General features: G+C 51.5%; 6 protein-coding genes. 2 read left to right on the plus strand and 4 right to left on the minus strand.

The window, feature by feature from the left end:
- Nucleotides 1-109: 109 nt before the first annotated feature.
- Nucleotides 110-8,314 carry an RHS repeat domain-containing protein gene (locus tag LCF41_RS17910; RefSeq protein WP_225085726.1) on the plus strand — a complete coding sequence of 2,735 codons (8,205 nt, stop codon included), beginning with the start codon at nt 110-112 and terminating at the stop codon, nt 8,312-8,314.
- 128 nt (nt 8,315-8,442) lie between these two features.
- Here LCF41_RS17910 and LCF41_RS17915 read toward each other — a convergent pair whose 3' ends face one another.
- Nucleotides 8,443-9,285: an oxidoreductase gene (locus tag LCF41_RS17915; protein ID WP_225085727.1), complete on the minus strand. Its 843-nt coding sequence runs from the start codon at nt 9,283-9,285 to the stop codon at nt 8,443-8,445.
- Between the two features lie 160 nt (nt 9,286-9,445).
- Nucleotides 9,446-10,486, minus strand: coding sequence for an AraC family transcriptional regulator (locus LCF41_RS17920; protein WP_225085728.1), 1,041 nt, complete (start codon nt 10,484-10,486; stop codon nt 9,446-9,448).
- A 269-nt stretch (nt 10,487-10,755) separates the two neighbouring features.
- Between LCF41_RS17920 and LCF41_RS17925 the strand changes: the two genes are divergently transcribed.
- Nucleotides 10,756-11,211 carry a GNAT family N-acetyltransferase gene (locus LCF41_RS17925; protein ID WP_225085729.1) on the plus strand — a complete coding sequence of 152 codons (456 nt, stop codon included), beginning with the start codon at nt 10,756-10,758 and terminating at the stop codon, nt 11,209-11,211.
- A gap of 46 nt (nt 11,212-11,257) precedes the next feature.
- Here the strand turns inward: LCF41_RS17925 and LCF41_RS17930 are convergent, their stop codons facing one another.
- Entirely contained in the window at nt 11,258-12,295 is a 1,038-nt protein-coding gene (locus tag LCF41_RS17930) for a LacI family DNA-binding transcriptional regulator (protein ID WP_225085730.1), read from the minus strand.
- Nucleotides 12,295-13,347, minus strand: coding sequence for a carbohydrate ABC transporter permease (locus LCF41_RS17935; RefSeq protein ID WP_225085731.1), 1,053 nt, complete (start codon nt 13,345-13,347; stop codon nt 12,295-12,297). Before LCF41_RS17935 ends, LCF41_RS17930 begins: the two co-directional genes overlap by 1 nt.
- Nucleotides 13,348-13,353 lie beyond the last annotated feature (6 nt).

Consider the following 13,353-nt stretch of genomic DNA (forward strand, 5'->3'; position numbering starts at 1 on the left):
ATAATATAATTTTTCATCCCCCAGACAGCCATAACCGCCATTACACATTATTGCCTATAATTTAACGCACACAGCCTGACTGATACGCTTCATTAAAAGGATATAAAAAATGAGTAACAGTACGAACAGTCAAACCCCACAAATACGTCCAGGTCAATTCGAAAAGAATATCAATAACATATTCAAGGACAGCGTTAATTTGTTTCGTGGTGATATCAATTTACCTTTAGATTTGGTTTCACTAAAAGGAAGAAACAAGCTGGATGTGAAAGTGACGGCATCCTATGGCAGTAATGTTAAAAATGAAATCCATCAGTCAAATGCCAGCGCGCCAACCAGTATCCTGGGGTTAGGCTGGAAGCTGCCTTTTGAGAGAATAGAAGTAGAAACACGAGGAAATGCCTCACCAGGCGACAACACTTATCAAATTTATACCAATAATAGCGCAACAGAACTGATCAGAACAAAAAATGAATGGCATCGTGCGACACTTCCAAGTAATAACATTGACACACTGAATAAAGGGAAAATAGATTCTGCCATTCAATCTCAGTTTATTGAATCTGGAATAGAAATTGATATTAATGCCCGTGTCAGCACCGTAAACGCCAATCAACAATGGCAAATCATTGATAGCCAGAACCAACGTACTTTTATCGTTAATCGCCAGGATGACTATCTGAATGTGCTTTCCGGCGGCTTTGCCTTTGAATGTTTCCAATATGATTTCAGTAAAATTTTATATTACCCGGAGTTTGAACGCTGGGAAATGGTAAAAGATGATGGCACTAGCTATTTTTATGGTGGAATAACGGCTACCCAACATGCCATTCAATGGAAAGTGAGATGGGGTAACTGGTCAGGACAATCTGCGCTCACGCATTCCGGGGACAAAACATTATTACAATCGAGGTTCGCCGCAACCTGGAATCTGGCACAAATCAAAAGTCTCTGGGGAGATACGATTACTTTCAGTTACGATGTGGTGGAGCAGCAGGTTGGGGACAGCGGGTTATCGTTTACTAAGGCCTGCTATCTTTTAACGATAACCGACATGTTCAATCGCACCATTAATTTCAACTACAAAGAAAAACAGTACGATATCCATTCCCCTGCCAGCCCGCGCGAGTACTTGTCTCCACATTGGAATACCCCCTATACACAGATTCCAGATAACCAACCTAGTCCCTATCAGGACAGATACGAAACGCGTTATCTGGATCATATTGTCGTCAATAATCCTCAAGGTGATCTGCTTTATGCCGTGCAACTGGGTTATGACGTTAGCAGCAATTTCAGCCACTACACAAAAAATGATTATCTCTACGGCGATACGGTCAAACGCACGCTGACCAGCATACAACGCAAGTATGCCAACCAATGTTCTCTGCCAGATCTGCAACTCAGCTACTGGGCCGTAGGCAACGTTAACGCCGGTGCGCTAAGCCGCGCGATTACGCCCGATGGAGCCGATATCGCCTATCGATACAAACAGCAGACATTGCCACTTTGCGACAGGCAACAGCAGATTACCAATCCCTGGCCACGCGCCGCGAAGCCCCGAGTCTGGTTCGGCGCGGACTATGTCGTCAGTCTCTGGCTAAACGAATCAACCGACCAAATTCATGTCACACTCTATACCTGGTTAGGCCGATGGCAACAATGGACGCCCCAGCAGCAGATAATCAAGGCCGCATTCGACATCAACAGTGTGAACGTCATTACCAGTGCTGATTTTGCCTGTCTGACCTATTCCAGCCCCCAGAACGGGAAATCAGGCGTACACGTTTACCATAAAGACAACCGCAAGTGGGGCGAATGGTTCGAAGCCGCACCGATTATCGAAAAGACCGCCCACTTGCAGCTTGCCGCAGGCGATAATTTCTTCGTCACCTGTGATAAAGATCATCGTAAGCTAGTGCGCTACACATGGAATAACTTTGCCAAATCATGGGGTATTGAAGAGAGATCCTCAGATCTGACGGCGAACAAACCAAACAATAAGCCTTACATCACCGCTACAAACAAATACTACGCCATTCTGGACTACGCGCCGGAAAGTGGCGGCATGCACCACAACACCTTCACGCTTTATTATCAGGACGGCGACGAGCAGTGGCATACCGGCGCATCGACAACGCTAACCTTTACGATCGGTGGTGCTAACCCGGAAAACAGCTTTGGTTTTGCCAGCAGTGCCTCGTTTATTGCACTGACCTATATCACTCAGGAAGCCTCACTTAGCGTTGATTACACGATTAAAGTTCTGGAATGGGATGCGGCTTTTAGCACGATCAAGAGTGTTGACTTCCCCTGCCGGTTACCGAAAAGTCATCCATCGAAAGTGATTACCATCCCCTTTATCGCCAGATTCATTAACAACAGCATGATTGCTTCCGGCCCTCATTTGCTGCGTTACAACGGCGCATCATGGCTGTTCAACAAAAGCCTGAATTTCCGCGATACCTGTAGCGATCAGGACATAAACTGGTACGCCTACGGCACCGATTACGCCATTGCCGTCAGCAATCGAGAATCTGCCGTACAAGCTAAACTGATTGGCTACGATCCCGTGACCCACATTGCGCGTTGGGATAACAGCGCCACGGACTTATATAGCAAAGATGGCCCAACATCAGCACGGAAGGTACATTTCTTCCCCACGGCAGGCGCCGATATTGCCACGATGGGGAATCGTATCTATCAGCGAGGCTCATCGCGTAATTGGCAGGATGCGGTAAACCACTATCAGGAAGTGCCGTATGAAATAGATAGCACCACGATGATCAATCAGGGGCCACGTTTTATTTCTTATCTGAATTTAGCGGGGAGTGCGGTCAAAGATACGACGGTCTGGCCATTCCTTAACCAGAATCTTGCCAATAAAGACGTGATCGTTCAGCGCTACTTCACACAGATCAACGCTGACGGGCAAATTAAAACCAACATTAATGGTCAATACCCTTCCGGTCTTTCCACTTTTGTCACCTACTTACCACTGGAAAAGAGCTTTGATAACGCAGAAACCCTGACACTGAACCGTTATTTAGATAATACCTTGCAAGGTACACTGGTGGATTATTGCGTCGATACGGTCAGTATCAATGATGGTTATACTACCAGCACGACAGCGTATGTCTTTGATATCGCAACAGCGACCTGCGATCCAACCGGTGCCGTGTTTAAGTATTACAAAAGCGCCTATTATCCAGGTACAGATACGCCAGCACTCCCTCGTTTTGGCTATACCGAGAATCGTTACTTCAATGGGTTAACCAAAAAAAACCAGAAGGTTAACGTAGCAGACCAGGATGACTCAGGTCTTCTGGATGGGCAGCTTATTGAACAAAAAACCTTCGATAGCAACAATATGCTGCTGATTCATGAGCAGAAACATATCAAGGTGTTTACCACGCTCAACGTCAAAGGCGTACAGCGTGACCTGTTTGGCGGCTACATCCGCTGTATCAACGACACGAGCATCAATGATGGCCTGCTGACCAGCACGAACTACACGTATGACAGCCAGTTTGGCAAGCTTGTAGAAGAGACGTTTGATAATGTCACCCGTGATGGTACGGTGGAAACGATCACCAAACACTATGGCTATGCCTATCAGGCCTATCCGTGGTTCTTGCTTAAGCACGTTATTGACGTCCCTTTCACCCATTTTGATTCAGTCACCACCCCGGCGAGTGGCGGAAAAAAAGAGGTATTTTCCGGCAGCTTGCAACAATACCATCCTCAGTCACGCCAGCACCCCATTTCTGGCAACCCGGCACCAACCGTGTGGGCAACAAGTAACGCATATATCCTGCAACAGGCACCTGACAATACAACGCCAGAGAACCCACATCTCATCACCGCCAATCCAGGCGCATCGTGGTTGAAGGTCAGTCGCGTCCTACACAGGAGTTTTTATGGGGCGATTACCTGCGGGAGTGACGCCACGGAACAGATAGAAAGTACGCTGTGGGATAAAAACGAAATTCTGCCTGTCGCTACCTTCACCAGCAAAGACGATAACAGCTGTGATTTTGTCGGTTTTGAACCCTATGAAACCTATCCATCGCGCTGGCAACTAGCGAATGGCAAGGGAACGATGGCAGACGCTCTCATCTCTGGCGATGCCTGCACGGGCACCAATAGCTTTAAGCTGACGGCCCATAGCGCTCTATTGCGAACAACGCCATTGCAACACACGCAAACAACCATCATTGCTGGCTGGATAAAAGCGGAAAAAGGGTTTCTGACCAACGCGGGCAACGTTTATCTGGAAACGCGCTCAGGAAGCGGTGAACGTAAAAAAGTGGCAGTTATCCCTACCCATGAAGCGAAATGGGTGTACTGGCAGGCGGTCATCGACTATCAGGGAGACGGAGCCCCTCTCCCGCTTACGGTGTCATTCACCAATGAAAAGTCCTCCGCTTATCTTCTGATCAACAATATCAGCATTACCCCGTTGACCAGCAACATGGAAGCAAAATGCTACGATCCGATCTACTGGGATGAAACAGCCACACTCGGCAATAATGCCAACATCACACGTTATGGTTACGATCCACTGCGTCAGAAATTCACCGAAGTCGGTCCACAGGAAAACAGCAAAAGAGGTTCGGTAAGTTACGCGACGAGAAGCTGGAATAACGCACAGCCCTTTGCCTATCCTCAAAACGACCCGTCCAGCAGTTGTGACATCATGGCGGCTGAAGGCGGCCTCTACGAAACCTTTATGGACGGCGAACAAACCTGGGAGCGGTGGATCCGGGATGGCGCTTCTGCCTGGCGTCTCAATAACGGTCAGCTTTGTCACACAGGTTCCGCCGTTAACACCATTTCATGGCGACCCACTCAGCAACATGGCCGCTATGCTATCGGCGTCACACTATCTTCTGGCGCGCCTCAGACTGTCGCTTTTGGCATCACTATCGGCAATCGACTCAGCGTCAAATGGCTATCATCAACGGGCTGGACGCTGGAGCTGGATGGCACAACATACAAAAACAGCAAGATTAATGGTCAAGTGCCCGCAACCGTCTTGCTGATCCCCGTGAATGGTGCGGTGATCTTACTCGCCGATGGCCGACAAGTTTTCGCAATAAAAAGCCCGACACCGCTGAGTGGAGAATGCGTTTTTTCAGCACAGGGCGAGCTGCAACTCGCTAACCCAGTGACATATCGCTCCCCTCAAATCTCAATGAGTTATAAAAATGCTAATCGGCAGGATATACAGTCTCAGGTGCTAAATGGTACCCAGTGTCTGGTTAAAGAAAAATGCTATGACGCACTAGGGAACTGCATTGCTGAAACCAAGATAGCGACGTTTGACGACACGCTCTTCGGCTACCGTTCAGGATTTGTCAGCGGGCTAGATAGCGCAACGGGCATAATGAGTGGCGAAATCAGCACGCGTTATCCACAAGATGAAGGATACCCTTACAGCGGCACGCGTTATGAAGCGTCATCACTCGGGCGACCGCTCAAAAAAGGGTTACCCGGTAAACTGTTTGCCCTTACTGACAGCAATAACCATACCACCCAGATTAAGTATGCCGTTGCCGATCAGAAAAGCATCGCGGGCATTCTGTATCGACCAGGCGAGTTATTGGTTACCGCGCTGACCGATGCGAATGGTTCCCAGGTTCTGGAAATTAAAGATCGCAGAGGGCAAACGTTAGGTAAACAGACCAATGCGGATAACACGGTTGTTGATGCCGTTCAGCAAGTTTTTGATGCTGCGGGGAATATCTGCCAAATTCTGCATCCGAACGCCTTTTTATCAGGCAACGACACCGGAGCTTTTACCACCCACAATCGCTATAACTTCTTGCAGCAGCTCATATCCCGAACGACGCCAGATACAGGAGAAACGCGCTATATCTACGATTCCGCAGGCCGTCTACGCTTTAGTTCAACGCCATTAACGGTTGAGAAAGGCACCGTTCTCTATAAGAAATATGACATTCTGGGTCGTATCATTGAGGAGGGAGAAATTACGCGTTCCTGGGGAGATGGCACCCAACTACAGAGCATAGCGAACAGCGATCCGCATTACCCGCAAAACAACCACTGGGAAACCCAGAACAGTTATGACGGAACAGGAGAAGACGTCACATTGCGTGGGCGTTTATGGAAAACACAGAAACGAAACGCCAGCGGAGCGATCATCGAAAATAGCTACGGCTACGATCGCTATGGCAATACGACACGCACTACATTGAGCGTGCCGGAGCACGTCGCGCAAACCACGACATATACTTACAACAATCTGGGTAATACCACGCGTATTGATTACCCCGCGGGCGCCCCCATCCCCAGCGTCATATATACCTATAATGACATGGGGCAGAACACGGCTATCGGAACAGAGAACGAACCAGCGAAATTTGCCCAATATCGCTATCACGCGGATGGCAGCCTCGCCGGAGAACAGCTTAATAACACAGGAAGCCGCCCACTGTTGCGCCGTCTGGCCTACAATTCTCCCGGATGGATAACAGAGATAGCGAACCAGTACGCTGACGGTAGCCCGCTTCTCAAGCATACTTTTAGCTACACATCCGGTGGCTATAACGGTTCAGGTTACTACAACGGTAACATTGCCAGCGCCACCAGCGAGAACAGCATTAATCCAGAAAATACATTTACTTACCGCTACCAGTACGACAAGCGCAGCCAGTTGATCGTCGCTCAGCACAGCACTAACGCTGATTACAGCCTTGGTGTCGGCCATCCGCTCACCTTCGATCCTAATGGCAATATCTTGTCTCTTCAGCAAGGCACGGCACGGCGTACATATGATTACTTAAAGAACAGCAACAAGGTTACCGCCGTCCATCACGATAATGCGCCAACACAGCACTACCGCTATGACACGTTCGGCAACGTCACTGCCTCATCGCATCGCCAGATTGCACGTATCGACTACAATGCGCTGAATAATTTACCGCTGTTTGTTTCACTGGAAGATGGCCATTCGCTGGAGTTTACCTATAACGGCCTTAACCAGCGTGTCATCAAAAGGCATAGCAACGGCGCACAAACGTTGTATGTACATGGGCTGAGTGACTTTCCGCTGATGGAGTCAGGGGAACAAGACACCCAGTATATCTATGGCATTGGTGGCCTGCTGGCGCTGGTGAAAAACCATACAACATACTATGTGTTGAAAGACTTACAGGGGTCAGTGCGAGCCGTCATTGCTGACGACGGCACCGTTGCTACCATGCTGGACTACATGCCGTTTGGTCAGCGATTTGCCAATAGCGTTGGTACCCCAGAGATCGTGCACTATCGCTATACTGGCCAAGAGTTTGATGCGGAGCTGGCACTCTACAACTATCGTGCGCGTTTCTATGACCCTCAGCTTGGTCGTTTCTACTCGTGCGACCCGAGATTCCAATACGGTGGCCCTTTCGTTTACTGCTACAACAACCCTGTCAACCAAACCGATCCTTCAGGAGAAATAGCGCCCATTCTGGTCATTTTGCTCATGGGGGCGCTTGTTGGTGCAGTGCTTGGCGGCGGCATGGCCGCCTACACTGGCATTCAATCCGGGCTAAAAGGTGGCGCACTGGCAGGTTACATCTTTGCCGGAGCAGGTATCGGCGCTGTTGCGGGTGCACTATCCGCAGCAGGCGGGGTCGGCGCTTTTGCTGCCGGGTCGGCAGCGGCGGCGGCAACATCGACAACCGCTGGCGGCATCATCGCCGGCTCATTTGTCGGCGCAGTATCTGGAGGAGTCATTGGCGCAGCACAAGGCGTCAGCCAACATTTTGTCAATGATGCCTTTGGCGTCGCCAACTCGGGAACCTGGCAGCAATCCATGCTCAGCGGCGCGATTACGGGGGCGATTGGTGGGGCGATTACTGGCGCAGTCTCCGGCGCTGGCGGTGCGTTTGCCCACCAACAGTCGAAGATTTACGACAACATTCTGGGTGCGGGTAATCGGCTTTCATTCAGCCCGTCATCACTTACGGATGTCAGCAACGCTTACAGCTCGTTTGGCAGCCTCGGTATCGTACCGCAGTTCACTTGCCTCAGCCGTATTCCCGTCATAAAAACGCTGCAAAGCCTCTCATTGGGCAAATTAACGATACCCGCGTTTGGCAGCCTGACCGGAGCGATAGCCAAACAGGGAGTGAAACCCTTTATTCCCACATCTGGCGGAGCAAGCAGCTCGTCATCGACAGCAAAAAGTCAGCTTCCATCATTCTACGGGAAACAGGCTTACAACCCGTCGATGAGCGGCAGTGTAGGGATGCAGTCAGCACTCATTATGAATCCAGCGAACTGGAGCAATAACAAGGCGTAACCGTATCGCAGATGAGGAAAGTGGCGCGTCCTCATCTGCCCAACCAATGAAAAGGAGAATGAAATAGACAACGTACCCGTTCATGTTGTGATCTGCGGTTAAGCAGGTGGTTAAAAAAGCAATACGCCTTAGCTTTTCCAGTAACGAGATACGCCCGTCGCGCTGCCGATCAGCCAGTCAAAGGCTCGATCGGATAACAGCCCGCGTAAAAAGATCATCGGTTTGGCACTGAACCCCACCGCATAACGTGTTTTTGGTCGCCGCGCGCTAACCGCACGGGCAATCGTGTCAGCAATAACGTCTGGAGGTGACAGGCGCTTACTGTTCGCTTCCCCAATCATCGATTCACTCATTGCCCTCGCCTGAGGCGCGTAGGGACCCGTGCCGGAGACATCACGCAGTTTATTCGCGGCGATACTCCCCCACTCGGTCTTAATACCTCCCGGCTCAACGATCACCACATCAATACCGAACGGCTTCACTTCCAGTCTCAGGCAGTCACTTATTGCCTCCAGCGCGAATTTTGTGCCGTGATACCAGCCGCCCAGTGGGGTATACATCTTGCCCCCCATCGAAGAGATGTTGACGATGGTGCCCGCACGCTGAGCACGCATGTGGGGCAGCACCAGTTGAATCAGGCGCACGGCGCCAAAAATGTTGACGTCAAACTGTGCCCGAGCCTCATCGGGTGAAACCTCCTCCAGCGCCCCGTATGAACCATATCCCGCGTTATTGATCAGCACGTCGATACGTCCCGATTTTTTGAGGATGTCATGAATACCGGCCTGCATAGAGGCATCATCGGTGACGTCCATCGCCAGCGTGTGGATACCGGCATCGGACAGATTTTGCATTCTGTCGACCCGACGAGCAGCAGCATATACCGTATGGCCCAGCGCTTTTAATCTGAGGGCCGTCGCCTGCCCGATTCCAGAAGACGCCCCTGTTACTAAAGAAACTTTCGCATTCATATTGGCTATTCCTGTCTGAGGTAAGGTTGCAAATGGGCCGTTTTCAGCACCGTGTGACTATGGCTGCTACTCTATAAGGCAGCGTGCGCCAATCATCTAGCGCGATACGCCATAGCACTTGCCGATTGCGCCAACCGTATTCAGCATGTTCGGCGAACGTTCAGTGGCGCGATGGAGAGGATGAAATTGATCGCCGCGATCGGATTGTCTGACGCGCATTGTCGGGCGTTTGCCCTGTCCATCCCTGAAATGCACGATAGAACGAGTTAGGGTCTTCAAAGCCAAGAAGAAAAGCAATTTCACCGCCGGACATCGTGGAGTTAGCCAGATAATGTCGGGCCAGTTTCTCTCTGGTACGGTTAACCAACACCCGGAAGTTCTCTCCCTCCTCCTCTAAGCGACGCTGTAGCGTCCGCTTGCTCATCGCCAGACGCTCGGCAACGGTATCAATGGTTGCCGTGTTGCTGGGAATTAACTCCAGCAATAAGGCTTGCACACGCTCGGCGATCGCTGCGGCGGCATCCAGTTCACTCAAACGCCGACGTAATTCAGGTTCAAATACGCGCCACATACCTTCATTGACGGTCAGAAACGGGCGAAGGGCATCTGCGGCGGAGAACGTCACACTCAAATTCGGATCGTGCTGTACTGCTACGCCGAAAAAGGCCTTGTAGTGCGGCGCATAAGCGGCGGAAAGAGGAACGGGCAGGCTGACGCGTTTGGCCTTAACGGGTTCACGTGTCGCCAGCCGAGCCAGCCGAACCAGAAAGGCGATCTCTGCAACCTGTAATGAAGCAGGGACATCTCCCTGTGCAAACAGCCAACGCGGTGAAATGTTCAAATCACCATTGTCGGCAACATCAATATCCAGACGCATAGGGAGTATCAACTGTTTGTACCTGGCAAGCCGTTGCGTTGCCTGCATCAGATTCGCACTACAGAGCGCCGCGAAAAGAGGAGGATCAAAGAGTTCCGCGGTGACCAGTTCGATAAGTTTCAAGGGAAATAATGGATCGTCAGCTTCTGTCTCCAGACTGCGCCAAAACCGAAAGTAATCCTCCACGGAAAGCGTCTGTTCTCCACGGGCAAAGAGATCTTCCGGTAACCCCGCCCGGCGCAGGACATGCTCAGGCCGAAATCCAAAATCCTTTAGCAAAGCCTGCCAGCCAATATCTAAAGAAAAACCCTGATTACGAGTCATGAAATCTCCATTGTCGCGTGAAAAGCAGGCTACACGTAAGCCCTACAGCAATGAGTATATGCCAATGCGCGATGCCCGATATATGCAATGTGCGCCAGAAAACCCGCAATGGGTGCCATTCATGTATCGAGTTATAGGGTGTGAAAGAATTGGTCTGCCCCTCTATCAATAAGTGGATGGGCATATCCGTCTATTCCGCTGCTATTTTATTACTACAAATATCAGCCTGATTTTCAGCGCCTGTCCGCGACAACATGAGAGTAAAAATAATGCCTTCAAACCAACAGATCATGGTGAATTCCGTCGAGCCACAAGATTACGATCAGTGGCTACCTTATTGGCAAAATTATCAGGCGTTCTATAACGTCCAGCTTAGCGATAACGTCACTAAAACCACCTGGGAGCGCTTTTTTCACCCCGACATCCCGGTGTATTGCTCGGTAGCCAGGGACGGTTTACGCATTGTCGGTTTCGTGCACTTTGTTTTTCACGATTCCACCTGGGGAATAAACCGCTATTGTTACTTAGAAGACCTTTTCGTTGATTCAACCGCGCGCGGAAAAAATATTGGAAAGAAATTAATTGAATATGTGAAAGAAAAGGCACAAGAAGAACGCTGCGATCGGCTGTATTGGCATACGCAGGAAACCAATAAAACAGCTCAGCGACTTTATGATTGGGTCGCAGAAAAACCCGGCGTAATTGAATACAGAATGCCGCTTTAACTGTAGTGCTTATGCAGAGTGAAACCACCCTGTAAATAACGCCCGCCTACCTCACCCGCCGAACCGACTCTCTGACCACCACCTGTCCGGCCAGCTCCGTGCGCTGGGCAATACCGAGCGCCTGTGAAGGCGTCATTTGCTGCGCCAGTAGCTGTAGCGCCGCGCGGGCGATGGTCTCAAACGGCAGATGCACCGTGGTGAGTGAAACCGGCAGCATGTCGAACGGCAGGATATCATCCATCCCCATGACGGAGATATCCTCCGGCACCCGTAACCCGTGCTGATACAGCGCGTCGATCACGCCGATGGCCTGATTATCCGCCGCGCAGAAAATCGCGGTCACCCCCAGTCTGTCGGGATTCGCCGTCAACCAGCGCAGCAGCGCGTCACGCGCCGTACGCGGGTGAAAATCCGGCAGCGAGAGGATCAGATCGTCATCCACCGCAATCCCTGCCTGCATGAGCGCATCCCGATAGCCGCGCTCACGCTGTTTGATCGTCATGCGTGACGTCCAGGTCAGGTGCAGGATCCGCGTATGCCCTTGCTCGATCAGGTAACGCACTCCCGCCGCCGCCGCATAGTGGTTGGCGGGCGTGACGCTGCTCAGGCGCATCGAGGGATCTTCACCGTTAATCAGCACCGCCGGAATCCCGCTTTCCGCCACGGCGTTCAGCAGGGTCGGATGATCGTCATTCACGATCAGAATGCCGCTCTCTTTTCCGCCCTGAAGCTCACGCAACAGCTGCTGTTCGTTAATGGTGTCGTGCTCCCCCAAAAACGGACGCAGCTGGATATTGCGTTGCAGACAGAGCGTTTTCAGGGCGTTAATCAGCGTCAGCGACACCAGATTGTATTCGCTCTCCAACATCAGATTACGCGGCGTCGCGAGCAGAATGTGGCGCAGCGGTTCCGTCTGCGCGACGGTCGCTTTAGCCACTTTATGCAGCGGATAGCCCTGTTCGGTGGCGATCGCCATAATATGCTGCCTGACTTTGGCACTGATCGGCGCCGTGCCGTTCAGCGCGCGGGAAACCGTGCTGATGGAAACCCCCGCGCGGTCGGCAATATCCTTGAGTGTCGCCATTATTTCATCCCCGTGTTGGCAATCCCCGTCGTGATGTATTTTTGCAGGAAGACGAACACCGCCGTTACCGGCAGAAGCGAGAGCATCGTCATCGCCAGTATATAGTGCCACTGCACCGAGAACTGCCCCTGAAACGCATTCAGGCCAATTTGCAGCGTAAAATTATCCTGACTGGAGAGGACGATCAACGGCCAGAGGAAATCGTTCCAGCGCCAGATCACCGAGAAGATCGCCAGCACCGCCAGCGCGGGTGCAGTTAACGGCAGGATGATCTTCCAGTAAATACGGAACTCGCTGGCGGCATCGATACGCGCCGCCTCGATCAGCTCATCGGGGATGGTCAGCATATATTGCCGTAACAGGAATACGCCGGTCGGTGTCGCCACCGTAGGAATAATCACGCCCCACAGGTTATCGCCCATGTTCAGACCAATCACCACCAGAAACGTCGGCACCATCACCACCGACAGCGGAATCATCATGGTGGAGAGGAACAACGTCAGCACCGTACCGCGCCCGCGAAACTCGTATTTCGACAGCGCAAACGCCGCCATAGAACTAAGCAGCAAGGTCAGCAGCGTCGCCATCACCGTCACGAACACGGTGTTCTTCAGGTAGGTAGCAAAGTGGAACTTCGTTATCGGCGTCGTGTAGTTATCCGTCTCCAGATGCAGCGCTTTCATCGGCACCAGATCTTTGGTCGGCACACGAACCACCTCACTCGGTGCATCCGGGTTCACCAGCTGTGCAATCAGGCCGATGCGTCGCACCAGCGCCATGGTTTTCGCTTCGCCGTCGTCCTGCTTAACCTGCCACAACTCCAGCGGCTTCGGGTACTCTGGCAGCGTGACGGTATCCGCTGCCTGCGGCAGAAAACTCGGTGGAAAACGGTTGATCTCCGCGGGGGTTTTGAACGACGACATCGCCGCCCACATCACCGGAATCAGCACCAGCAGCGTGCCGACCACCAGCCAGACCCAGCTCATGATATCCGTAATATGAATGCGCCCCGGATGACGGGTACGGGTGAGAAATGCGATTATTTTCATCATGGCTCC

Source organism: Pectobacterium colocasium (genome assembly GCF_020181655.1).
GTDB lineage: Bacteria > Pseudomonadota > Gammaproteobacteria > Enterobacterales > Enterobacteriaceae > Pectobacterium > Pectobacterium colocasium.

What these genes read in the sequence shown, in the direction of transcription:
- LCF41_RS17910 (WP_225085726.1), top strand. Translation starts at nt 110, where the DNA reads ATGAGTAACAGTACGAACAGTCAAACCCCACAAATACGTCCAGGTCAA.
- LCF41_RS17915 (WP_225085727.1), bottom strand. Translation starts at nt 9,285, where the DNA reads ATGAATGCGAAAGTTTCTTTAGTAACAGGGGCGTCTTCTGGAATCGGG.
- LCF41_RS17935 (WP_225085731.1), bottom strand. Translation starts at nt 13,347, where the DNA reads ATGATGAAAATAATCGCATTTCTCACCCGTACCCGTCATCCGGGGCGC.
- LCF41_RS17925 (WP_225085729.1), top strand. Translation starts at nt 10,756, where the DNA reads ATGCCTTCAAACCAACAGATCATGGTGAATTCCGTCGAGCCACAAGAT.
- LCF41_RS17930 (WP_225085730.1), bottom strand. Translation starts at nt 12,295, where the DNA reads ATGGCGACACTCAAGGATATTGCCGACCGCGCGGGGGTTTCCATCAGC.
- LCF41_RS17920 (WP_225085728.1), bottom strand. Translation starts at nt 10,486, where the DNA reads ATGACTCGTAATCAGGGTTTTTCTTTAGATATTGGCTGGCAGGCTTTG.